We start from the raw sequence: 22,455 nt of genomic DNA, 5'->3' as shown, positions 1-22,455 counted from the left end.
CCAAGGCCGCCACCCTTCTAGAGCAGATCGCACAATTTACTTATGAGGTTCGGACTTGTTCAATACTCTGGATTTAACGCTGGCTGTGTAGCGCTTAATCCTTATTTGTAGCTTACTTGTATTCAACCACCTCTACTCTCACACCTTGCTCTAAAGACATATATTTTCCAGAGTAGTCAACAACACCTGTATATATACCATAGAAGTTTTTTAATCTAACCCCCTGATACAAAGGCTTCTCTGATACCACGATAATGTTCATTTGGTCGGGAAAGTAGCCTTTTGCCGAAACTTTTGCGACATAAGTATCACCGAATAATTTCCTTTCGATTACGTAAGTATCTGCGAATTCGGATAGAAAAATAGTTCTAGGATTTGACAAAATCTCTGAGTTTATGGGGAGGTCTATCAAATCTAATGGCTTATTGTATATATACCTAGCTTTGTTCGATCGTCCTAATTCTCTCAGTTTATTTGTTTGTGCTTCAACCTTGGCCTGTTCGCGTTGCTTACGTAGTTCTACTTCCAGTCTTTTTCGCTCGGCCTCTTTTTTTGCCAAACTCTCACAACGAAACTTAAACAAAGTTAATGACTTGACGTCGATCTGACTATAAACGTTATAAAATTGAGAACTATGAGCAATGATATCTCCTTCATTTAAGTTATCTCGAAAACGAAACTCTGACTCTTTTGGGCTAAAGAGCCATTTCAAATCTGTACTATATTTTTCATTCCTAAACTCAGTTGAGTTGTTTTCTGACAACAGCCCGCCAGAATGGAGGTCACACGAGTAAATAATGCGAGATAACCCACCATCATCAATTTCTAATTCACACAAATCTTCTGTGCAAATTAACTCCGATTTACTGCTATTAAGTGCTTGTTGCAAGGAAATAGATTTACAGCCAACAAGGCTAAGAAAACCAACGAGGAAAACAATATATTTACATTTCATAATCAATATTTAACTCTAGAGAGTGCCTATTGTAAGCTAAAGCTTTATTAAACGGCACTTCAAACCAAAAGTGGCAATACATGCAAAAGTACTAGCTAGGGAGATCCATCGGAACCTCAAAAGTAACTCGATGCGCAATGTTTGATTCATCTAAACTCTTAACGCCTCCGCCTATAGAAAAAACCGATAATGTAGCCTTTCCACTTGCCTCTGAGTCCGTGCTCTCTTTAACTTGAATGGCAATATCGAATTTAATTGCTTGCTTCTGGGGCTTTACTTTGTAGGTCTCAAAAGAAACATCAACCTCGTCAGATAGAGGGTTAACTGCGCCACCAAGTTCAGAAACTGAAGAACTTGCCTCATTTACGCCTTTGGCAATTTGTACCAAAGTTTCTTTAACAAACTCATCTAACTGCATTTTTAAACCTAATTTTAAATGGTAATCGGTGAGATTTTATCAGTCGTTTTACCAGTTGCATAATAAACTTTTTATCTAAAAACTAGCACGTTAGCTTGCGACTAGAGCGGGGCCTGTGAGTATTGATAGCTGGCTAGAATCCTCCCGTGATACAGCTCGGGAATTGACACAAACAGCATTGGAAGAATTGATAACTTTTAGTAGGGGAAAAAGCCCGTAAACAGGATGTGAATGAGTAAAAGGTCTAGCTTACAATGAGGCAAAACCTTCTCAGGGAAGAAGGCAAACTACGACAAAAAGCATCGAAAAGTTTCGCACTTTATTGTCGTAGTTCTAATCATTATTGTCGAGTTGCAAACTTTGTTGTCCACCGACAGCTCTTGTCGATCTTTTAATTGCCCCTACTCAACCGTTACCGCTTTCGCTAAGTTACGTGGCTGGTCTACGTCGGTACCTTTGATTAACGCTACATGGTAAGACAGTAGCTGCATTGGTACGGTGTAGTAGATTGGGGCGATGATGTCATCAACGTGTGGCATTTGGATGATCTTCATGTTCTCATCCCCTTCAAAGCCTGCTTTCTCATCAGCAAATACATACAGTAGACCGCCACGCGCACGTACTTCTTCAATGTTCGATTTCAGCTTCTCTAAGAGGTCGTTAGTTGGCGCAACGACGACGACTGGCATGTCTGCATCAATAAGTGCTAGAGGACCGTGTTTCAGTTCACCTGCTGCATAAGCTTCTGCGTGAATGTATGAGATCTCTTTGAGTTTCAGCGACGCTTCCATTGCAATTGGGTAGTACTCACCACGGCCAAGGAATAGTGTGTGATGCTTATCTGCAAAGTCAGTTGCTAATGCCTCGATTTCTTTGTCGAACGCTAACGCTTTTTCAATGTTTGCAGGAAGTTCATGTAGAGATTTTACGATTTCAGCTTCGCGTTCTTCAGTCATACGACCTTGCAAACGAGCGATAGACACTACCATCATTAACATTGCTGCTAGTTGAGTCGTAAAGGCTTTCGTCGATGCCACACCAATCTCAGTCCCTGCACGAGTCATAAAGGCAAAGTCAGACTCACGAACCAACGATGAACCAGCAACATTACAGATAGTCATTGCCGACATGTAGCCTTTTTCTTTCGCTAAACGAAGAGCAGCCAAAGTATCAGCCGTCTCACCAGACTGAGACAATGTTACTAACAAGCTGTTTGGACGAACCACAAAATCACGGTAGCGGAACTCAGAAGCGATTTCGACATCACAGCTTACGCCTGCGATCGACTCAAACCAATAGCGAGCTGCCATACCTGAGTTATAAGACGTACCACAAGCGATGATTTGAACGTGATCGACCTTCTTAAGAATATCTACCGCGTTAACACCAATTGCTTCAGTGACTACCGCTTTGTCGGTAATACGACCTTCCATAGTGTTGATCAACGCACGAGGCTGCTCGAAGATCTCTTTTTGCATAAAGTGACGGTATTGTCCTTTGTCGCCAGCATCATGTTCCGCATTAGACTCAGTGATTTCACGCTCAACTGGGTTGCCGTCTACATCGATAACAGTAACCTCGCGACGAGTAATTTCTGCCACATCGCCTTCTTCAAGATACATAAAACGGCGTGTCACACTTAATAGAGCCAATTGGTCTGAAGCCAAGAAATTCTCACCAACGCCAAAACCAATAACGATTGGACTGCCAGAGCGAGCTGCCACAATACGACTTGGGTCTTTACGGTCAACCACAACCGTACCGTACGCACCGTCAAGTTGAGCCGCCGTTTTTTGCAGTGCTTCCACTAGGGTTGCAGAAGTACGCAGTTCCCATTCAACTAAGTGTGCGATAACTTCCGTATCGGTTTGAGATTGGAATACATAGCCACGCTCTTGAAGCGTTGCACGTAGCTCTTCATGGTTCTCAATGATGCCATTGTGAACCACAGCAATATCACCAGATACGTGTGGGTGAGCGTTCGCTTCTGACGGCTCGCCGTGTGTTGCCCAGCGAGTATGAGCAATACCCGTACCACCAGTCACATCTTGAGAGTCAACCGCATCCGCGAGCTCTTGAACTTTACCTAAACGACGAACGCGTTTCAGTTCTGAATTTGCATCAACAACGGCTACACCCGCTGAATCATATCCACGGTACTCCAGACGGCGTAAACCCTCTACCAAAATTTCCGCTACGTCTCGTTGTGCTACCGCACCTACGATTCCACACATATCAATTCTCCGTTTCTTATTTCTGTCTCCCTCTCTGAGTGCAAGCAAATCAATGATGGAGGGAGTAATTTTGTTAAGCGCAAATCACCTTTACGCCGTTCGATTCGATTTGAGCTTTCTGCTCGTTAGTTAAGCCTTTGTCTGTAACGACGACGTCAATGGCATCCCACGCTAATTCTAGATTAGGAATTTTTCGGCCTATTTTCTCAGATTCAATCATCACCACGACTTCGCGTGCGACTTCTGCCATAACATTGCTAAGACCGATCAGCTCATTAAATGTGGTGGTGCCGCGCGCTAAATCGACACCATCGGCACCGATAAATAACTGGTCAAAGTCGTAAGAACGAAGTACCGACTCAGCAACCTGCCCTTGGAATGATTCTGAGTGACTATCCCAAGTACCGCCTGTCATTAATAGCGTTGGTTCATTTTCCAAGTCATTGATAGCATTCGCGAGAGACAGCGAGTTTGTCATTACCACCAAACCTTTCTTACTACCAAGCCTTGAAACCAGAGCGCCTGTTGTGCTGCCACAATCGATAACAATTCGATAATGATCATTGATTAGACCTACTGCGGCCTCGGCGATGCTCTCTTTCGAGGCAGACGTCAAACTCGACTCATTCAGCACTTCATCTACGGCTTCTTGAGGCAGCGCTACAGCACCGCCATAACGTCTTAGTAACTGGCCGTTCTTTTCTAATGAAGTAAGGTCTTTACGAATCGTCACTTCAGAGGTGTCGAATAGAGCGGATAGCTCATCAACGCTTACCTCTCCACGCTCTTTTACAAGTTGAGCAATGGAATGACGTCTAACTTGAGTATTTCGTTTTCGCACTTTAATTTCGATTCAAAACTTAACTGGTAGCAAAATTATTTCACAACGTAAGTTATCACGCAAGAAATCCGCTGTATTAAATCTAAGACAGGGTTTATTTGATGAAAAAACACGCAATAAAGTTTCGTTTCGAAAGTTAATATCACAAGAATGGATAGTATTTTGCGAAAAAAGCCAAGGAGAAATTGAGAATAAACGAAGAAGAAAAGAAGGAGAGACAGAAACAAAAATATAACTTCGGCACAGGAGAGTGCCGAAGTTCGTCACTATTTAAACTAGCGGGTTATCTCGACACAGTGTTTCAACCAGCTCGGTAATCGCCAAAATAATGGTGGATTTAACGCGTTGATAGTGGCGCTCTAAGAACATTTCCAACATCACTGCGTCTAGGCCATCTGTCATGCTTTCATCGTATTCGATCGGCATCATTTTTTGGATAGCACTGATTTTGTTCAACTCAAACAACACGTCTCTTTCGGTAAAGCTCACATCGTTCTCTTGATGTTTGGTCCATTCGCGCAGTGTTACGAAGATATCAATATCATCGAATACTTCCTTAGAGATAACACCTAGACCTAAAAGTAGCTTAGCCCGAACAAGAATATCCCCCAGCGGACCATCGTTGGTCAGGAGAGGATCCACCACGTACTTCACTGCATAGTCGTCTTTATGAAAAATACTATTGATCAACGTATCTAACGTGTCATCAATCGCATCATAAGCCGCCATAAGGCACTCACTCGCGTCTTTCGCTTCAGACAGCGCCTCTAAAAGTTCAGTTTCATTAGGTGGGTGCAGTGGCATAACATCTCTTAATACAAAGGGTGCCACTTGCGTGGCACCAACAGCTTGAATCATTTGAGCGCTAGATACGCTTCGTGCGCTAGTGTAACAACTTCTGAATCAACATTCAGCTCTGAATAATGAGCGAGTGTTTTAGCAAAGCCTTGTTCAGCAAACATAGCTTGAAGTTCTACTGCTTGTGGGTCATCGTCATTCTTATAAAGAAACGCAGCCGCAATACCTTTGATTAGATGAGAGTTAGGTAAACCGTATTCAATCGTACCGTTGAGTGGTTTGATCAAACGATCTTGTGGGCTTAACTTACGAATTGGTTGACGACCAACACGATCTACTTCATCACGTAGGTATGGGTTGGCAAAACGGTTAAGTATTTTTTGAATGTACGCCGCGTGCGCTTCTGCATCAAAGCCGTAACGACGAATTAATACTTCACCACTTTCCTGCATAGCTGCTTGAACATCTGCAAAGATCGCAGGGTCTTCAATAGAATCTTTAATTGTCTCATGGCCTGCAAGCACACCCAAGTAAGCCGTTATTAGGTGGCCAGTATTCAATGTAAACAGCTTACGCTCTACGAACGCCATTAGGTTGTCCGTGCATTCCATGCCTTTAATAGCAGGAATGTCGCCAACAAACTGAGTTTCATCAACAATCCACTCGCTGAACGTTTCTACCGTTACTGCCAGAGGATCGGTTTCGCCTTCCTCAGCAGGAGGAACGATACGGTCTACCGCAGAATCTACAAAGCCAATGTGCGCTTGAGCAAACGCTTTAGCATCATCTGATAAATGCTCAAACACCATCTCTTTGAGCTGGCTAGTGCCGCGAACCATGTTCTCACATGCAATGATATTAAGAGGTGCAGTATTGCCACTTTCTAGGCGCTTTTCGATACCTTGAGCAACAGATTTAGAGATGATTTTTAAAACCGTAGGGCCAACTGCAGTTGTTACCATATCAACAGTCGCAATGAGCTCAATGATGTCTGCGCTCGTTGAGTTTACGGCAGTCACATTGTTAACTTGCTCTACAACACAATCTTCACCAACGATTTTTACTGGGTAGGATTGACGTTCGATTAGGGCATTAACCACTGTTTCGTTTACATCGGCAAATGTTACGTGAATACCCGCATCTGCCAATAGTTTACCGATAAAGCCACGACCGATATTACCTGCGCCAAAATGTAGTGCTTTCATAAGACGTCTTCCTAAATAACTCATTAAAAAAAGAAAAAAACAAAATCAAAAATGAGACCAACAGGGGGAGCGTTGGTCTCGTTTCACTTAGGAGCTATGACTTAAAGCCATGGTGGTCATCACCATTTATGCTACTTACCACTTAGGATGCGAAGTACATCCTCAACGTCAGTGGTAGACTTCAAACATTCAACAGCTTCGTCGTCATCAAGTGAATTCGTAATCGCTGTGATAACTTGAATATGTTCATCACCTTGAGCTGCGATACCAATGACCATCTTCGCAACATCATCTTCGTCCTCACCCCATTGAACACCTTCAGGGAATTGGCAGAACACGATACCGGTTTTGTTTACGAACTGTTTTGCTTCAATAGTGCCGTGAGGTACTGCAATCGACTCACCAAGGTACGTAGAAACCAACTCTTCACGAGCCAACATGCCTTCAACATATTGCGGTTCTACATAACCAAGTTTTACGAGTTGCTCACCAGCAAACTTGATAACTTCTTCTTTGGTTTTTGCTTCCATACCTAAGAAGATATTTTCATTTGAAAGCTTAAGCGTTCCTTCTTCGCTTGAGCTAGTGTCTGCTGGTGCTTCAGGCTTTTTTGGCTCAGCACCTGCTTGTTGTGCATTCACAAGGTCAGAAACCAGACCATCATATAAAGCACCATCTAGGAAGTTGCTTAGAGAAATGTGATGTGAGTTTGCAGCATGTGTACGTGCACGGTCAGTCAGATCTTTATGAGTAATGACGATGTCAGCATCATCCGGTAAGCTGTTGATCGCTAAGTTAGTGACTGAAATATCTAAGTTAGCAGCATCTACCTTCTTACGAAGCATGCTTGCGCCCATCGCACTTGAACCCATACCCGCATCACACGCTACGATGATTTTGCGAACTTTTGCTAGGTCTAGGGCGGCACCAGTTTGACCTTTTGAAGACGCTTTCATGCTTGCCATTTGGCTTGCTGCTTTTTCTAGAGACTCTTCTTCGTCATCTTGTTTAGATGTTTTCATTAGTAGCGATGCGATGAAGAATGTCACTGTTGCTGATGCAATTACAGATAGAATCACGCCAACAAATGAAGACTTAGGAGTCATCAGAAGTACAGCAAAAATTGAACCAGGAGACGCTGGAGATACTAGGCCCGCGTCGAACATCGTTAATGTGAACACACCTGTCATACCACCAGCAATTACTGCGATAATCAGACGTGGGTTCATTAGCACGTATGGGAAGTAGATTTCGTGGATACCACCGAAGAAGTGGATGATCGCTGCACCTGGTGCTGACTCTTTAGCGTTACCACGTCCAAAGAACATGTAAGCAAGTAGTAGACCTAGACCTGGACCTGGGTTCGCTTCAATCAGGAAGAAGATTGATTGACCCATTTCTTCTGCTTGTTGAATACCAAGCGGCGAGAAGATACCGTGGTTGATCGCGTTATTTAGGAACAGGATCTTCGCAGGCTCAACAAAGATAGAAGTTAGAGGCAGAAGACCAGCGTTAACCATTACGCCTACACCCGCAGCAAGTGCAGTAGAGAGTACTTTAACTGCTGGGCCAATAACTAGGAAAGCAAGGATGGCACAAAGCATACCAACGATACCAGCCGAGAAGTTGTTAACCAACATCTCAAAGCCGCTCTTAATTTTGCCTTCAACTGCTTGGTCAAACTTCTTAATCGCTAGACCACCAAGTGGACCTACAATCATTGCACCCATAAACATTGGGATATCTGTACCAACAATCACACCCATTGTTGTGATTGCACCAACAACCGCACCTCGGTCGCCAGCAACCATTTTACCGCCGGTATAACCAATCAATAGCGGTAAAAGGTAAGTAATCATCGGACCGACCATCGAACCCAAAGTTTCGTTTGGAATCCATCCGGTTGGAATAAATAGTGCCGTAATCAAACCCCAAGCGATGAATGCGCCAATGTTTGGCATCACCATGTTGGAGAGGAAACGACCAAAGTTCTGTACTTTGATTTTCGCTTCAGGAGATAGCATAAGGTCATCCTCGTTATCAGAAAAAGTAGTCCCTTTGGACCAAAAGTTGTTATTCAAAAGTCCATTAAAAAGTAACACAAGATTTCCAAAATTCAGCATAACGGCACTTTTTGTGACAGAAATCACTACACGAAAACATCAGGCAGCAAAATCTAGTGATTTGGATCACGCAATTTCAGCGTTGATAAATTACACAGCAACTTTATTGATAATAATTCCCACTTAATGATGACTTGTGTCACACTTTGCACTCTGGGACACACAAAATAATTAGAGACTCAAATCACATTTTGATTAAATTACCACTCAAAACACTCATCCAACTCTACCTAAAGCCGACTGTTCTAGAGCAGAAAACAGTCAAAACGCCCCTTAATGTAATTTTATTACAGATATGTTTTTTGACTTTCATTTAATCTCTGACAAAGTAGCGCTATAAAAATAAAACGTGAAACCTATGAGGATTACCTAAATGATCACCGCACTTCTATTTGATATGGACGGATTGATATTCGATACGGAAACGGTCTACAAAAAGAGTTGGCAATACGCCGCTACCCAGATGGGGTATGAGTTAACCGACGACTACTATCAAGGCTTTATTGGCGTGCAAGACCCTGACTGTGAGCGAATGTTATGTGAGCACTTTGGGGAAGGATTTGACTTAGCAACTTACAAAGTCATTCGCGACCAACATTTTCATGAAGCAAGAAAACAAGGAATAGACTACAAACATGGGTTCCACCAGCTTTTCAAAGCGGCTAAGGAACTCAATCTCATCACAGCACTCGTCACCTCCTCTCATTTGCCTGAAGTAAAACATAATTTTCAAAATTCAGACTACCTTGAGCAATTCGATACCATAATTACCGCAGAAGATGTACAAAATGGTAAGCCTAGGCCTGATTGCTACATCATGGCATGCCAACGCCTTAACCTGGCTCCAAGTGAATGTTTGGTACTGGAAGATTCGAATAATGGCATGCGTGCTGGAAAAGACGCAGGATGCCAGGCAGCGATGATTCCGGACATCACACCGCCCCAAAAAGACATCGCTGAAATAGCTGACTATTTATTCGAGTCATTGGAACAGGTCACCGACCTCATTCGTAGCCAAACGAGTTGTTAGACAACGTCGGTACTTAAGCAAACCAATGGTGTCAAACTAGGCACCATTGGTTATTCCCACCAAGCCTGTTGATTCTCAGTTACACTCAACTCCGATATGAGTACCTTTTCTCCAATTTTTGGACATACGACATTAACATTGCGTTCACTAGCTTCGTGAACTAGGCGTTTTAGCGGCTCATTCCAAGCATGGAAAGAGAGGTCAAAAGTACTGTTATGAATGGGTAACATGACGTTCCCTTTTACATCGATATGCGCTTGAACACTTTGCTCTGGAAACATGTGAATACTGGCCCACCTTTCATCATAAGCACCAGTTTCCATCAAGGTTAAATCAAAGGGACCATAACGTTCACCAATATCACGAAAACCACTGAAATAACCAGAGTCTCCGCTAAAGTAAATATTTGACTCACTACCTTGAATCACCCAGCTTCCCCACAGCGACAAATCACGCTCTTTGTAGGAACGACCAGAGAAATGTTGAGTTGGAGTAAAAACAAACATCAATGTCCCAACTCTCTCCGACTGCCACCAATCCAATTCTTGGATTTTATTTCGCGCCACCCCCCAGCCAAATAAATAGTGTCCGACACGCTTTGGTACAAGAAATTGGTCAACTCGTTCATGAAGTTGCTTAATGGTTTGTTTATCAAGGTGATCATAATGATCATGACTGATTAAACAGACATCGATGTGTGGAAGATCTTCTAAAGAGATAGGTAAGGGGTGAAAACGCTTAGGGCCAGCCCAGGACAAAGGCGATGCTCGCTGACTGAGGACAGGATCTGTGAGTAGTACTTTTCCATCTATTTTCATCAGAACTGTCGAATGACCTAATCGAAAAACACAATCACTTACTTCTGATTCAATGCAATCACGCTCAACAGTTTGAATTGGGATAGTAGGAACCTGTGAATAGATAAGCTTATCCACGTTTAAATATGAACGTAATGTGACGAACGTATCTTTAAAAGAAGGATTGTAGATAGTTTCAGTATTGGTGAATCTTTGAAGCTTAGTCTCATGTGTAAACGGCAGAACTTTTGCACCTCGGGATAACGGCACTGGCATATATGACATTCCTTGTGACTAATTATACTCACTCAGTATTACGTGGCGAAATGACAATGCGATGCCAAGTCTGCGAATATTAGATTTCGTTAAATTGACCAAATTGAAACATTTGTTACAAAGCGAGAAGACAAGAACACTATTTTAGAAGAGAAAATAGTCTTGGCTTAACCTGTGACGCTTTCTAGATCGTGGCTATAGTTAACAGAGTCTAAATAGTACCTATAAGGGATAGGTATGAGCGAGTTAACAGAGATTCATTGGCCTGACTATTACCATCCTAAAAACTCATCCGTACACGTTAAGGAAAAGATTGTCGTACCTTCAGAAGGTGAACGGATATGGGCTTGTATCGTTCAAGCGCCTTGTTGGCCTAATTGGCACCACAGAAAAACCGCGGTTCAGATAACAAAAGGTGACACGCGTGAGCTTCACAAAGGAACGATGTTTAACTGGATCACCAAGACCATGAGCTTTGAATGTACGGTAGTGGAATATATCCCACATGAGCGTATTGCCTGGAAAGGGAAATGTGGAGACGTTGATATATACCACGCTTGGCTATTAAGCCCTTGCGACAACGGTTGCCGCATTGTCACTGAATCAACTCAGCGAGGTGGACTCCGTTGGCTAACCGGTAGATTTGTGACCAAACAAGTGGCGGCTCATCACCATCAATGGTTGCATCTACTATGTGAGCAAGCAAAAGGATAACTAAATCACAGAAGACAGGCAGCGTCTACAACAGCGAAAACACTGTGTCGCGTAACCAACGGTGTGCCACATCATTTTGCCATTTAGCATGCCACAGTAAGTAGTAACTGTGTGATGGCAATAAAAATGGCAGTGGTTGAATGTCAAAATCCGCTTTGTCTGGCAGTCTATCTACCAGATACTTAGGCAAGGTTACCAATAAGTCACTTTCTCGAACAACGTCAAGAGCTTCGCGAGCGCTCGACAACGTCAACGCAACGTTTCTTTTCACCGATAAGTTAGCAAAAAACTCGTTCACCTCAAGATCAATATTCGCCACCAAATGCAGTAAGACATGCCGAGACTCAAGATATCGCTCAAGACAAAGCGTCTGTTGAGTCTTGTAGTGTTCTTTTGACCTAACCACAACGTAGTCGTTGTCAGCAATGCGCTTCCCATAGATGTTGTCCGGGATCCGGTGTGCTGGGGTGAGCAGTATATCGACATCCTCCGTGGACAACTCATCAATATCCCGATGTTGCCACAATTCCATACTGAAGGAGGCATTTGGCGCTTGACTCATCAACGCCAAACTCAAGTCTTTTACCTGCGATAATGAACTAAAACTTGAATACGCTATTCGATAGGTACGCTTTATTTCACTGGGCTCAATCGAACTGTCTGAATATAAGCCTTCAATGGCGCTAAGAACATGAGGTAGCGCTCGTTTAAGCGACTCCCCACGCGCCGTGAGCACGAATGTTTTTCCCTCTCGAATTAACAGAGGGTCAGAAAACTCCGCTCTTAGTTGAGTGAGGTTTCGACTCATCGCCGACTGCGTCACTCGCAACCGTTCTGCAGCTTCAGTAAGGCTGCGTGTTTCGAGTAATGCTTGTAGTGGTCTCAATAACTTGTAGTTGTGTCCTATCATCCGTAACGCTATTTCCTGTTTTATGGTAGAGATTTGAGCATCCAAACATCACAGCCGTTATGCAACGTACCTTCATAAGGTGCGTTTAAATGTGTGAAACCAAAATTCTCGTACAATCTCACAGCTGCCGACATGGAAGTTAATGTATCCAAGTAGCAAGATGTGTAGCCTTGTTGAGTCGCGAACGCTAAACATTGCTGCACTAACTCCTTGCCTAGTCCAAGCCCGCGAGTTTCAGGTAGTAAGAAAAGTTTCTTTAGTTCGCATACCTCTTGATGCTCACCAAATGGTGCTAATCCGCAACCTCCAACTACCTTGCCATCCACTAACGCAACAAGATATAAACTGCGATTTGCTTCACTGTAGTTTTCGCTCATTGCAAGCACTTCAGGATCCGAAGGACCAAACCCTTCGCCCACTGCGCCAAACTCAGCTCCCACTGACTGAATCACAGCACACAATGCCTCATCGTACTTTGGCATTGCATTTACTATTTCGACTTTCATAACGTTCTCTACCTCTACTAAATACCCTTTCACTGTATGTCGCTCAAAGACTCAATAAAAATGATATTTAGTTTAGTTAATCATGATAAAAAGTGATAGTTATACAAATTATGCAGAGTAACTCTAATTAGATGGAAGGGAAAAACATAATATATAAGTTATTGGTTATTCCGTGAAAGGAGCCTGACCGTTAGGATAATAACTCGGTTATTAATGATTGAAGCCCGATGAACAAAAACTTCCCTTTGGCGCTCACTGCCATGACGGCATTTGCGCTTAACTCTCTATTCTGTCGATTCGCTTTGGGAACCGAGGTCATCGATCCAGTGGGGTTCACTTTAATTCGCTTAGTCAGTGGAGCCATCACCTTGGTTGGCCTTAGCTATCTATTGAACGACCAACGACAAAATCAGAGCTCACCCAAACTCAGTCAACGTCAATCACTCTCCCTAGGCTTGTCACTTTTTGGCTACGCATTGTTATTTTCTTTTGCCTATGTAACGCTAGCTACTGGGACTGGCGCCTTAATCTTGTTTGGCACCGTACAATTAGCACTGATCGCTTATCACCGAATCAGTGGCCATCAAATATCCAAGTCAGAGATGGTGGGTATTGCCATCGCGTTAACTGGTTTTGCTTCATTACTATTACCCTCTGCATCTCAGCCTTCTATTTCCGGCACTGTACTGATGATCTTATCTGGGATTTGCTGGAGTATCTTCACAGTATTAGGGAAAAGTGTCCCATCTCCTATCTTAGCCACTAAACAAGGTTTTCTCGTGGCCAGTGGATTCATGATTCTCTATTTTATTTTGAGCCTATTTATTAGTTCAGAGTCGATTTTATTCAATGAGTCCGGCATTCTTTATGCCGTTTTATCAGGTTCACTCGCCTCTGCCGTGGGTTACTTTTTATGGTACTCACTACTTCCGAAGATCGATGTACTTGATGCCTCATTACTGCAACTGACGGTGCCTGTAATTGCTATGGCTCTTGGTTGGCTATTTATTGGTGAAACCGTGTCTGCAATGTCGATCCTATCAACCTTTCTTATATTAGGCGGAATAGGTTTGGTTTCTTGGTTTAAGTTGCAACGTAAATAGAAAATACAGATAGGATACAAAACGTTAATTGGTATCTACCTTAAAGTTGAACTAAGTTAGTAGCATTAAAATAGTCACTTAATCTGCTTGGGATACCCATGAAAACGTTATTAACTATCGCCCTGACCCTTCTTTTACCATTGCAAAGTGTCTTTGCCGCGACCGCAGAAGCTACGGAGCCAAGCGAGTTAGACGAGCCATTAGTCAATATTAAAATGATGCTGGATCTTAAGGGAATCGAACAGTCCATTGATCGATCTGCAGTTGCCATTGATAATTTGGCAACATCGTTAACTTTACTGTCGAAAAATGAAAGCCTGAATGAGGAGCAGCGACAAGTGCTCGTTGATACCATGGATAACATCAACGAACTCACCGAGATGTCCAAACAATCGCTTATTGCCTTACCGGGCGCTTTAGAGCAATCACAAAACTCCATCGCTAACAGCACCAAAAAGTTTGCCTACGACGTTCGATTTAATGTGTTGTTATTGCTTGCTCTGCTTGTCTTCGCCATTGTTCTGGCTTTAATTGCAGCATACTGGTTAATTCTTCGCCCCATGCAAGGCACCATTATTCACGCCACACAAAACGTGTCCAAAATGGCCAGCGCGATCCATCAAACGGCAGAATCTTTAGAAACGACCACAGCCAATCAAAAGGTGTTAACCGAACGCTTAGTAGTGCACGAGGTTCAATCTACAGACCAAACATCACGTAATTGAGGCCAACCCCAAGTCGTGATTTCCACACCTTTCAAGATGCCATGAAAGCTCAATGTTTGACGATGATGAAACATTGGGCTGGCTAACCCTTCATGTATCAAAAGAGAACCAAGCTGTTCAAGCTGCCTTAAATAATCACTAGACTTTGAACTCGCCCTAATCTTGTCAATTTCCGAGATAAGACAGTCACTGGCTTGTTTACCAATTGCAGAATGAAGAACAGGGTCACTAAGGAAAAATAACAAAGCCGATACCTGCCTATTATCATCTAAGTTTAAGCTGCTCATAATAAGCTCTTCTTCAAACCCTTCTCCCATAGCTTTTTCAATAAACTCATGAAACTTGTATAAGTGAAGTTCTACTTTCATATCCTGTCGCTCAAGAATTTTCTTCGCGGCATCAGCGCTTCGTAAAACACCGGGATGAGCATAGAATGCGATCTGAATAGTTTCAGGCAGGTCAACCGGCTGGGCACTTTGAATTCGCTTCACGTTGTGCCAGAAAGGAAAGAAATTGCTCGCGATTTCCGCACCGAAGGTACGATGATCCAGTGTTAACTGATGCCAGACATTTTCACCGCTCAAGGTTTCACTAAGCCAACGTCGCTGCGGGTATGTCAGTGCTCTACCATTCTGATTAAAGAGGAGAAACAGGCAACCATCTTCAATTCTTGCTCGTGATGTGGCACTGACGAAGTCATTCTGTTCAAAGTCGATGGCGGGATGGGAAATAGTCGACCTAGATGAGGGCTCTATGCGCTTAATGGTAGGTGAAACGCGGTGCTCACATGCTGCATCACGCTCAGTCACTTTCTCTACACTGCCATCCAAAGACCAAATAGTAACGTTATCGGTTAAGGCTCTTAACCCAAAGTACTGTTCATTGGCAACTAGGGAGAGTACCTGTTCTGAATGATTATTTAATGAAAAGACACCACTACCGACTATGTTTCGATCATTTTGTGTCAATTGCTCTGGCGGCTGTATCGAATACTTAAGATCTGTGAGCAGCGCGGCGAACCCTCTGTCAGGACGAGTGAGATTGATGGTCATTACATAGGGCGGCTTAACATCTATGGATTCTATATGGTCGAGTTCATTCGCATAGTAGCGATGTTGTTGGAGTTGCAACAATAGGCTTCCAATACTCTCGGCATCAATCTGGTCACCGTTGTCAAAAAACACGGAAGGTCGAATGTAGAACGTCCACACTTGAAACGACGGGTCCACTTCCCAATGATGCGCCACATCTGGTTTGAGCTCGCCAGATTTGTCCATTGAAACCAGACAACTATAGAGCTGGCGATTCAAGAATCGTTCACTATTTCGATGTGGAATATGAGGAACTAATCGAGTTAATGGTCGGTTGTAGGTCAGTTGGACATTGACACGTCCTTCAGTGATTTTTGCACCTGAGGTTTGTTGTAGCAGTTGACCAAACGCCACTTGATCATTATCTAAAAATTCCAGAGCCCGATCATACTTACCCTCTTTAACCCATTGAGAAGCAATACGACGTTTAACCTCCCCTTCAGACAACAAGCGAATGAGTGTAGAGCGCTGGTTTCGGCCCGCTCTGGGGACCCAAGTAATCCATTGCGCTTGGCTTAGGTGTTTTAGGATTGAACGCGTATGCCTTGGGCTAGAAAAGAAACGCTCCGCGACGTCGGAAAGTGTCACTGCGTGCTCATGACCGACTTCAAAAGCCTCTAGGCGCTTAAAGTATCGGTAAAGGTTAATACTCTCCAAAAACAGGTACCAATTCGTCTTAACAATGTTCCCTATTTTAGCAACTTAAAGCCGCATTCATAGATTAACTGCCAAAACTTTACTTATAAGGAACATTTAAGACAAAAATAACTCTGTTTTTAACTGCCGTATTTTAACCGACAATGAATTCAGATTCTGAAGCAAACTCAGGCTGGAGAAACATGATGAAACACACTAAGCCTAAAGCAAAACAAGATGCAAAACGTCCATTGCGAGACTACTACTTGGCTCAACTTGCCGGCAGTAAATCCAAATTCAAATCAGAAACGTTGATTCGACTGGCACAAACCTGCAACTACATGTAACCAAGAATTTAGCGACGGTAAGATCCATTATGTTTATGCTCCACCCCCGCAATCATAAGCTTGCTGTCGCTATTCCGACTAACTTCATTACCATCGAATATAAATAGGCGTGCCTATTTTCACTAAAGAAACAAGCTCATCCATCTCATCGTTAGTAATGGCAATACAACCATTAGTCCAATCAAAACTTTGTACGAATTGAGGTGGCTTAGTATTGTTGTTCTTCAACCCATGAATTTTAATGTTGCCGCCAGGCGCGACACCCAAACTCTTTGCACGATTTTTGTCTCTTAGGTTAGGATAACTAATGTGCATGGAGCGATAAAAAGCGGAATCATCCATTACAAAATCGAGATAGTACTTACCTTCCGGCGTTCGATTATCACCCTCTTGGATTTTGTGCCCCCTCGGATTCTTACCGAGAGCGATCCTATACTCACGGATAACAGTATCGCCATCCATCAAGTACATTCGCCTTGCTGACTTCTTTACCTCTACTCTATCAATTTTGACATCTGGAGAGATCTCCAGACCAAAAGATCGAAATGGCAGCCCCACTATAACCAATACAACTAATAACCACTTATACATCAGTTCGTCCCCTAACAACTGACAGGAATTTTAACCCTTTCTGACACACGATCCAACGAGGTGTTTAGGTGCATATCTTTTTTAGTATAGGAACAGAAGGTTAGCTTTCATTGTTGCCATATGACAACACAGTTTCAATTAAATCACCATATATCAACAATAATTCATCTACTACAATACACACATCTTCGAAAAAGAAGTCTAATCACAAATAACACTTAGAGGGTGAACAAATGAAAAAGCTGATTGTAATTACAGGTGCGAGTTCTGGTATTGGTGAAGCGATTGCTCGTCGTTTAAGTGACGCTGATCACCCACTATTGCTTTTAGCTCGCCGTGTAGAAAAACTTGAAGCACTGCAACTTCCTAACACACTGTGTGAAAAAGTCGACATCACTGACAAAGCTACGTTTGAAGCTGCAATCGCTAAAGCTGAAGCGCAGTTTGGTCCTGCCGATGCTCTTATCAACAATGCCGGCATGATGCTACTTGGCCAGATCGATACGCAAGACTCTGCAGAGTGGAAAACCATGTTTGACGTTAATGTACTAGGTCTACTTAACGGCATGCAAGCGGTGCTAGCACCAATGAAAGCTCGTAACTCTGGCACTATTATCAACATCAGTTCCATTGCAGGTCGCAAGACGTTCGGCAATCACGCTGCTTATTGTGGTACTAAGTTTGCCGTTCACGCAATATCAGAAAACGTACGTGAAGAAGTAGCAGAATCAGACGTACGTGTTGTTACTATTGCACCCGGCGCTGTAGAAACTGAGCTGCTTTCACATACTACCTCTCAAGAAATTAAAGACGGTTACGATGAGTGGAAAGAAGTGATGGGTGGCGTGTTAGCTGCAGATGATGTGGCTCGTGCGGTTGAGTTTGCTTACTCACAACCTCAAAACGTCTGTATTCGTGAAATCGTATTAGCACCAACACGTCAACAGCCTTAATAAGACTTGTTGTTGAAAAGCGTAAGGCGGCAATTTATTGTCGCCTTATTTTTTGATTGGTAAATGGCCGGTCTTAAACCAAATAGTTGTCGGTTGTTTTACATAAGGTGTATGTTGGCTTTCGTGAGGGCTTCGCGTCCATGTTCCTTTGGGGTACTCTCCGTGCTCGTCTATCAAGGCCCCTTCTATAACGAACAATTCTTCACCACCAAAATGACCATGTGGATGGTAGTTATCCGGACCATTCCAACGCAGTAGCACAACATTCTCCTGATTGAAGGAGTGCAAAGGCAAAATTTCCATTTGACCTATCCCCGGTAGCCATTCTGCTTGGGTCGTATCAACTCTAACAGACTTGAGATCATTCTCATCAAACTGATTGAGTTTCACCAAGATGACACACCCTTGCTTACTAAATGGCGCGTGTGAACTACCCGGTGGGTTTCGAAGGTATGTACCTGCAGGGTAGTCTCCCGTTTCATCAGAAAACACACCTTCTAATACAAATATCTCTTCCCCCAGTGGATGCGAGTGTTGACTAAACCGAGTTCCTGGGAGGTATTCAACGATGCTAGTAACATGACCTGACTCAGCGGCTTCTCGTTCTAAAGGCTTCCGATTAACACCATTTGCGGGAGAGGCGATCCATTCCATAGTCAATGTATCGATAACAACTCTTTGGGAGAAATCCATATTCAACATACAACGTATCCCTTGTTGATTGATGATTTAATTATAAGATATTTGTTTCAAAACACGTACAAACATTTCAATATATCAAATTACATTCCCAGACTTGTCATTGTAAGCAGTTGTAAATTTATGACCTACTCGCTTTTTATACAATTAGCTCAAAGATAAAGTCCAATATATAGCTTGACGTCGCAATTAATATTCTACCAATGACATAAAATAGATAGCAGATAAATACTGTTCACGTTTCAAAGGAGAAGCGATATGGAGAAGATAATTAATACCATTGGCCTCTGCATCATAGCAAGCAAATATGCCATTGTACTACTTGTAGCTGGTATTACTTTCAGTACTGGTGCTTTAGCGACAGAATTACTGCTCTGCACTGGGTTAGAAAGCTCTGAATAGGACATAATAATACTTCGCAAGGAATAAGGGAATATTAGCGGCATTCATTTTTAACTTCTTTTAGTTGCTTAATATTTCAGGGAGCATTATTGCTCCCTTTTTTATTTTCTATATCACTTCATATAATAATTCTTAACATCATCTATTTTAAATATTTTGTTACTTTTAGCGTGTCTGCGCGATGACAATTGTATACAATAGCAGCACCGCTGTTGTATTGTTGTTCTTTATAAAGGAAGTCCCATGCTCGCTGACTGGTTTAGTCACACGGCACTTATCGCGATGTTGCTGATCTTTTTGGGTTCGTTTGTACAAACTGCCATTGGATTTGGGTTAGCGATCGTTGCTGCACCACTGCTGTTCCAAGTATCTCCTGACTATGTACCGGCCCCTATCTGTTTGGTTGCATTATTTATCTCTTTACTTAATGCTGCGAAACATCGCTCTAATATTGCAATCGGCGGATTAAAAATGGCCATGATTGGCCGTGTACCGGGCTCGATTGCAGGAGCTGCGTTGCTTCTGTACGTTTCCACACAGGTTCTATCTCTGTGGTTGGGGGTATTAGTAGTATTCGCCGTTGTAGTTAGCCTACTGCCATTCAGAATAGAACCAACACCGACCAGAATGGGTGTCGCTGGCTTCTTCTCCGGCTTTTTTGGTACCAGCAGTGCCATTGGGGGGCCACCGATGGCCTTGCTACTCCAGCACCAAGAGGCGAACCAATTAAGAGGCAATTTGTCTGCTTTCTTTGTCTTCAGTTCAATCATGTCATTAGTCGTGCAAGCGCCGATAGGCTTCCTAACGCTACATCATTTGTATATCACGGTTCCGCTTATCCCAGCAGCATGGTTAGGCTATAAGTTAGCTTTAATGACCACTCATTCTTTACCAAAAGAGAAAATTCGTCTTGGCGCACTAGCATTATGTTCAATCAGTGGTGTTACCGCTATTGTTCAAGGTCTAATTCATTAGCCACAAAAAAAAGAAGGAGGCAAATGCCTCCTTCTTTTTTAGTATACGAATGGTGGAGCCATTACATATAAAATGCGCGCTTCAAAGCAAGTTCCACACCACGAATCTCAGCCAGTCCTTTCAAACGACCGATACAAGAATAACCCGGGTTGGTTTGTTTCTTTAGATCGTCGATCATTTGATGGCCATGGTCTGGTCTCATCGGAATCATGCGAGTTTCGCCGGCGCTTACTCGACGATTCTCTTCTTTCAATAATGCGTTGATGACATTGTACATATCGACATCGCCTTCCAAATGAGCAGCCTCATGGAAGCTCATCGGATTATCTTCACGCTGAGTAGAGCGTAAATGCGTAAAGTAAATGCGATCTCCGTATGATTCGATCATTTTCACCAAGTCATTGTCGCCACGGACGCCATACGAACCAGTACACATCGTGATACCGTTCATCTTACTCGGCACTGCCGTTGTTAACGCTTCAATATCTTCAATCGTCGACACAATACGTGGCAATCCAAGAATCGGACGCGGTGGATCATCAGGGTGAACCGCCAACTTAAGTCCATACTGCTCACAAACTGGAATCAGCTCTTGTAAAAACAGCACCATGTGTTCGCGCAGTTTTTCTTTATCGATGCCTTTATAGGTATCTAGACGCGCTTGAAACTCTTCAAGTGTGTACCCTTCCTCGGCACCAGGCAGTCCAGCAATAATGTTAGACGTTAGTTTATCGATCTGAGCTTGAGACATAGCGTCAAAACACGCCTTCGCATCCGCTTGCTCCTGTTCGGTATATTCAGCTTTCGCGCCTGGACGTTTGAGAATAAATAGTTCAAACGCTGCAAACTCGATTTGGTCAAAACGCAGTGCTTTTGAGCCATCAGCTAATTCATATTCCAAATCTGTACGCGTCCAATCTAATACTGGCATGAAGTTATAACACACCGTATCAATACCGCATTCAGCAAGATTGATTAGCGATTGCTTGTAGTTATCAATCCACTGTTGATAATTACCAGAACGCGTCTTAATTTCTTCATGTACTGGTACACTTTCTACAACCGACCAAACAAAGCCTTTTGCTTCAATTATTTCTTTACGCTTTAATATTTCTTCTTTTGTCCAAATCTCACCATTTGGAATATGGTGCAGAGCATTTACAATACCAGTTGCTCCCGCCTGTTTAATGTCATCTAGTGATACAGGGTCATTAGGGCCATACCAACGCCATGTTTGTTCCATATTAATTACCTATCTTTGGACAAGACTAGTGCGTAGCGAATAATTTCATACTCACTAGTCGTTATTATTATTGAAGAGCTAAATTGTTATTTTTAACTAACGGAAAAGGAAGCCGTCAAATTGCGGATCATCTACGTCAGATAATTCAAATAACGTTTGTTTTACGTTTTCCAAGTGTTGCCACATCGCTTCTCTTGCACCTTCAGGATCTCTACGTTGAAGGGCAAGCAACACTTTTTCGTGATCGTCTAACCAAGCGGTACGATAATTCATGTTAGTGATACGTGAGTGCAACTGTCTCCACATTGAACTCTCATCGCGGCGCATCCAAAGATCTTTAACAATATCACTAAGGACACTGTTTTGAGACGCTTCTGCAATGGTTAAATGGAATAGTTCGTCGCCATCGTAATCCCCATGACCTGTTTCCAACTGTTGACGCTCGGTATCTAATGCCTCTCTGAGGCGGCTGATATCGTTTTTCGTCACATGCATCGCTGCAAAACTGGCGATTTGGCTTTCGAGTACTTGTCGAGCCTGAAGTAACTCAAAAGGGCCAATATCAGAATTTGCTCTAAGCGTTGCCAATTGAGATTGCTGAGCATCAGCAGACGGCTTTGCGTTGACGTAAACGCCTGAGCCTTTGCGCACTTCAACTAAACCTTGTAGCTCTAGCATAATAATCGCTTCACGCACCACAGATCGGCTCACTTCCATCTCTTCAGCGATATCACGTTCAGGAGGCAATCTGTCTCCGATTTTGAATTCATCTGATTGAATACGCTCTTGAAGCGCAAGTCCGATTTCTTGATACAGTCTTTTAGGTGCAGTAATAGCGATATTCATAGCATCGTCTTATAAATTGGTCTTAGGTTAATAATAT

The 22,455-nt window shown here is 43.0% G+C and carries 23 protein-coding genes; 8 read left to right on the top strand and 15 right to left on the bottom strand.

Annotation, left to right across the window (positions count from 1 at the left end; genetic code table 11):
- Window positions 1-112: 112 nt before the first annotated feature.
- The 7 genes from AWH66_RS11200 to AWH66_RS11170 form a co-directional block, all read right to left on the bottom strand.
- Window positions 113-955, bottom strand: coding sequence for a hypothetical protein (locus AWH66_RS11200; RefSeq protein WP_063603032.1), 843 nt, complete (start codon window positions 953-955; stop codon window positions 113-115).
- Window positions 956-1,046: 91 nt separating this feature from the next.
- Complete coding sequence (locus AWH66_RS11195) at window positions 1,047-1,373, bottom strand: hypothetical protein (RefSeq protein WP_052880419.1); 327 nt, start codon at window positions 1,371-1,373, stop codon at window positions 1,047-1,049.
- A gap of 401 nt (window positions 1,374-1,774) precedes the next feature.
- The gene (gene glmS / locus AWH66_RS11190) at window positions 1,775-3,607 is read right to left on the bottom strand and encodes a glutamine--fructose-6-phosphate transaminase (isomerizing) (protein ID WP_038227434.1); all 1,833 of its coding nucleotides are present in this window, start codon (window positions 3,605-3,607) and stop codon (window positions 1,775-1,777) included.
- A gap of 73 nt (window positions 3,608-3,680) precedes the next feature.
- Complete coding sequence (locus AWH66_RS11185; RefSeq protein WP_063603031.1) at window positions 3,681-4,448, bottom strand: DeoR/GlpR family DNA-binding transcription regulator; 768 nt, start codon at window positions 4,446-4,448, stop codon at window positions 3,681-3,683.
- A gap of 270 nt (window positions 4,449-4,718) precedes the next feature.
- Window positions 4,719-5,252 (bottom strand): MltR family transcriptional regulator, encoded by a 534-nt coding sequence (locus AWH66_RS11180; RefSeq protein WP_088879014.1) that lies wholly within the window; start codon window positions 5,250-5,252, stop codon window positions 4,719-4,721.
- 50 nt (window positions 5,253-5,302) lie between these two features.
- Complete coding sequence (locus AWH66_RS11175) at window positions 5,303-6,451, bottom strand: mannitol-1-phosphate 5-dehydrogenase (RefSeq protein WP_063603030.1); 1,149 nt, start codon at window positions 6,449-6,451, stop codon at window positions 5,303-5,305.
- Window positions 6,452-6,582: 131 nt separating this feature from the next.
- On the bottom strand, window positions 6,583-8,475 hold the full coding sequence (locus tag AWH66_RS11170; protein ID WP_063603696.1) for a PTS mannitol transporter subunit IICBA: 1,893 nt from the start codon (window positions 8,473-8,475) through the stop codon (window positions 6,583-6,585).
- A 472-nt stretch (window positions 8,476-8,947) separates the two neighbouring features.
- Between AWH66_RS11170 and AWH66_RS11165 the strand changes: the two genes are divergently transcribed.
- Entirely contained in the window at window positions 8,948-9,604 is a 657-nt protein-coding gene (locus tag AWH66_RS11165) for an HAD family hydrolase (protein WP_063603029.1), read from the top strand.
- A gap of 50 nt (window positions 9,605-9,654) precedes the next feature.
- On the opposite strand, the gene AWH66_RS11160 is transcribed toward AWH66_RS11165, so the two are convergent.
- The gene (locus AWH66_RS11160; protein WP_083400008.1) at window positions 9,655-10,677 is read right to left on the bottom strand and encodes an MBL fold metallo-hydrolase; all 1,023 of its coding nucleotides are present in this window, start codon (window positions 10,675-10,677) and stop codon (window positions 9,655-9,657) included.
- Window positions 10,678-10,914: 237 nt separating this feature from the next.
- On the opposite strand from AWH66_RS11160, the gene AWH66_RS11155 reads away from it, so the two are divergent.
- On the top strand, window positions 10,915-11,391 hold the full coding sequence (locus tag AWH66_RS11155; protein WP_063603028.1) for an SRPBCC domain-containing protein: 477 nt from the start codon (window positions 10,915-10,917) through the stop codon (window positions 11,389-11,391).
- Window positions 11,392-11,416: 25 nt separating this feature from the next.
- On the opposite strand, the gene AWH66_RS11150 is transcribed toward AWH66_RS11155, so the two are convergent.
- Both AWH66_RS11150 and AWH66_RS11145 read right to left on the bottom strand, forming a co-directional pair.
- Window positions 11,417-12,301 carry a LysR family transcriptional regulator gene (locus AWH66_RS11150; RefSeq protein WP_063603027.1) on the bottom strand — a complete coding sequence of 295 codons (885 nt, stop codon included), beginning with the start codon at window positions 12,299-12,301 and terminating at the stop codon, window positions 11,417-11,419.
- A 20-nt stretch (window positions 12,302-12,321) separates the two neighbouring features.
- Window positions 12,322-12,807, bottom strand: coding sequence for a GNAT family N-acetyltransferase (locus AWH66_RS11145; protein ID WP_063603026.1), 486 nt, complete (start codon window positions 12,805-12,807; stop codon window positions 12,322-12,324).
- Between the two features lie 227 nt (window positions 12,808-13,034).
- On the opposite strand from AWH66_RS11145, the gene AWH66_RS11140 reads away from it, so the two are divergent.
- Together AWH66_RS11140 and AWH66_RS11135 are read left to right on the top strand one after the other, a co-directional pair.
- A complete protein-coding gene (locus AWH66_RS11140) occupies window positions 13,035-13,910 on the top strand; it encodes a DMT family transporter (protein WP_063603025.1) in 876 nt (291 codons plus the stop codon).
- Between the two features lie 98 nt (window positions 13,911-14,008).
- Entirely contained in the window at window positions 14,009-14,635 is a 627-nt protein-coding gene (locus AWH66_RS11135; RefSeq protein WP_063603024.1) for a hypothetical protein, read from the top strand.
- On the opposite strand, the gene AWH66_RS11130 is transcribed toward AWH66_RS11135, so the two are convergent.
- On the bottom strand, window positions 14,605-16,383 hold the full coding sequence (locus AWH66_RS11130; RefSeq protein WP_063603023.1) for an SgrR family transcriptional regulator: 1,779 nt from the start codon (window positions 16,381-16,383) through the stop codon (window positions 14,605-14,607). The two genes, AWH66_RS11135 and AWH66_RS11130, sit on opposite strands and share 31 nt — an antisense overlap.
- A gap of 182 nt (window positions 16,384-16,565) precedes the next feature.
- On the opposite strand from AWH66_RS11130, the gene AWH66_RS25930 reads away from it, so the two are divergent.
- A complete protein-coding gene (locus AWH66_RS25930; protein WP_006070332.1) occupies window positions 16,566-16,709 on the top strand; it encodes a hypothetical protein in 144 nt (47 codons plus the stop codon).
- Window positions 16,710-16,796: 87 nt separating this feature from the next.
- On the opposite strand, the gene AWH66_RS11125 is transcribed toward AWH66_RS25930, so the two are convergent.
- Complete coding sequence (locus tag AWH66_RS11125; protein WP_006070331.1) at window positions 16,797-17,300, bottom strand: L,D-transpeptidase family protein; 504 nt, start codon at window positions 17,298-17,300, stop codon at window positions 16,797-16,799.
- 233 nt (window positions 17,301-17,533) lie between these two features.
- Between AWH66_RS11125 and AWH66_RS11120 the strand changes: the two genes are divergently transcribed.
- The gene (locus tag AWH66_RS11120) at window positions 17,534-18,253 is read left to right on the top strand and encodes an SDR family oxidoreductase (protein ID WP_063603022.1); all 720 of its coding nucleotides are present in this window, start codon (window positions 17,534-17,536) and stop codon (window positions 18,251-18,253) included.
- A 45-nt stretch (window positions 18,254-18,298) separates the two neighbouring features.
- Here the strand turns inward: AWH66_RS11120 and AWH66_RS11115 are convergent, their stop codons facing one another.
- Window positions 18,299-18,955, bottom strand: coding sequence for a cupin domain-containing protein (locus AWH66_RS11115; protein WP_063603021.1), 657 nt, complete (start codon window positions 18,953-18,955; stop codon window positions 18,299-18,301).
- Between the two features lie 255 nt (window positions 18,956-19,210).
- On the opposite strand from AWH66_RS11115, the gene AWH66_RS25925 reads away from it, so the two are divergent.
- Both AWH66_RS25925 and AWH66_RS11110 read left to right on the top strand, forming a co-directional pair.
- Complete coding sequence (locus AWH66_RS25925; protein ID WP_006070328.1) at window positions 19,211-19,354, top strand: hypothetical protein; 144 nt, start codon at window positions 19,211-19,213, stop codon at window positions 19,352-19,354.
- A 243-nt stretch (window positions 19,355-19,597) separates the two neighbouring features.
- Complete coding sequence (locus tag AWH66_RS11110) at window positions 19,598-20,329, top strand: sulfite exporter TauE/SafE family protein (RefSeq protein WP_063603020.1); 732 nt, start codon at window positions 19,598-19,600, stop codon at window positions 20,327-20,329.
- Between the two features lie 61 nt (window positions 20,330-20,390).
- Here the strand turns inward: AWH66_RS11110 and uxuA are convergent, their stop codons facing one another.
- Both uxuA and AWH66_RS11100 read right to left on the bottom strand, forming a co-directional pair.
- Window positions 20,391-21,572 carry a mannonate dehydratase gene (gene uxuA / locus AWH66_RS11105; RefSeq protein ID WP_063603019.1) on the bottom strand — a complete coding sequence of 394 codons (1,182 nt, stop codon included), beginning with the start codon at window positions 21,570-21,572 and terminating at the stop codon, window positions 20,391-20,393.
- 96 nt (window positions 21,573-21,668) lie between these two features.
- Window positions 21,669-22,418, bottom strand: a complete 750-nt coding sequence (locus AWH66_RS11100; RefSeq protein WP_006070325.1) for an FCD domain-containing protein — start codon at window positions 22,416-22,418, stop codon at window positions 21,669-21,671.
- Window positions 22,419-22,455 lie beyond the last annotated feature (37 nt).

The organism is Vibrio barjaei (assembly GCF_001639065.2).
Taxonomy (GTDB): domain Bacteria; phylum Pseudomonadota; class Gammaproteobacteria; order Enterobacterales; family Vibrionaceae; genus Vibrio; species Vibrio barjaei.
Note: the sequence above shows the minus strand (reverse complement) of the source record. Positions and strands in the feature narration are given on the sequence as shown.

What these genes read in the sequence shown, in the direction of transcription:
- AWH66_RS11200 (WP_063603032.1), bottom strand. Translation starts at nt 955, where the DNA reads ATGAAATGTAAATATATTGTTTTCCTCGTTGGTTTTCTTAGCCTTGTT.
- AWH66_RS11195 (WP_052880419.1), bottom strand. Translation starts at nt 1,373, where the DNA reads ATGCAGTTAGATGAGTTTGTTAAAGAAACTTTGGTACAAATTGCCAAA.
- glmS (WP_038227434.1), bottom strand. Translation starts at nt 3,607, where the DNA reads ATGTGTGGAATCGTAGGTGCGGTAGCACAACGAGACGTAGCGGAAATT.
- AWH66_RS11180 (WP_088879014.1), bottom strand. Translation starts at nt 5,252, where the DNA reads ATGCCACTGCACCCACCTAATGAAACTGAACTTTTAGAGGCGCTGTCT.
- AWH66_RS11175 (WP_063603030.1), bottom strand. Translation starts at nt 6,451, where the DNA reads ATGAAAGCACTACATTTTGGCGCAGGTAATATCGGTCGTGGCTTTATC.
- AWH66_RS11170 (WP_063603696.1), bottom strand. Translation starts at nt 8,475, where the DNA reads ATGCTATCTCCTGAAGCGAAAATCAAAGTACAGAACTTTGGTCGTTTC.
- AWH66_RS11165 (WP_063603029.1), top strand. Translation starts at nt 8,948, where the DNA reads ATGATCACCGCACTTCTATTTGATATGGACGGATTGATATTCGATACG.
- AWH66_RS11160 (WP_083400008.1), bottom strand. Translation starts at nt 10,677, where the DNA reads ATGCCAGTGCCGTTATCCCGAGGTGCAAAAGTTCTGCCGTTTACACAT.
- AWH66_RS11155 (WP_063603028.1), top strand. Translation starts at nt 10,915, where the DNA reads ATGAGCGAGTTAACAGAGATTCATTGGCCTGACTATTACCATCCTAAA.
- AWH66_RS11150 (WP_063603027.1), bottom strand. Translation starts at nt 12,301, where the DNA reads ATGATAGGACACAACTACAAGTTATTGAGACCACTACAAGCATTACTC.
- AWH66_RS11145 (WP_063603026.1), bottom strand. Translation starts at nt 12,807, where the DNA reads ATGAAAGTCGAAATAGTAAATGCAATGCCAAAGTACGATGAGGCATTG.
- AWH66_RS11140 (WP_063603025.1), top strand. Translation starts at nt 13,035, where the DNA reads ATGAACAAAAACTTCCCTTTGGCGCTCACTGCCATGACGGCATTTGCG.
- AWH66_RS11135 (WP_063603024.1), top strand. Translation starts at nt 14,009, where the DNA reads ATGAAAACGTTATTAACTATCGCCCTGACCCTTCTTTTACCATTGCAA.
- AWH66_RS25930 (WP_006070332.1), top strand. Translation starts at nt 16,566, where the DNA reads ATGATGAAACACACTAAGCCTAAAGCAAAACAAGATGCAAAACGTCCA.
- AWH66_RS11125 (WP_006070331.1), bottom strand. Translation starts at nt 17,300, where the DNA reads ATGTATAAGTGGTTATTAGTTGTATTGGTTATAGTGGGGCTGCCATTT.
- AWH66_RS11120 (WP_063603022.1), top strand. Translation starts at nt 17,534, where the DNA reads ATGAAAAAGCTGATTGTAATTACAGGTGCGAGTTCTGGTATTGGTGAA.
- AWH66_RS11115 (WP_063603021.1), bottom strand. Translation starts at nt 18,955, where the DNA reads ATGTTGAATATGGATTTCTCCCAAAGAGTTGTTATCGATACATTGACT.
- AWH66_RS25925 (WP_006070328.1), top strand. Translation starts at nt 19,211, where the DNA reads ATGGAGAAGATAATTAATACCATTGGCCTCTGCATCATAGCAAGCAAA.
- AWH66_RS11110 (WP_063603020.1), top strand. Translation starts at nt 19,598, where the DNA reads ATGCTCGCTGACTGGTTTAGTCACACGGCACTTATCGCGATGTTGCTG.
- uxuA (WP_063603019.1), bottom strand. Translation starts at nt 21,572, where the DNA reads ATGGAACAAACATGGCGTTGGTATGGCCCTAATGACCCTGTATCACTA.
- AWH66_RS11100 (WP_006070325.1), bottom strand. Translation starts at nt 22,418, where the DNA reads ATGAATATCGCTATTACTGCACCTAAAAGACTGTATCAAGAAATCGGA.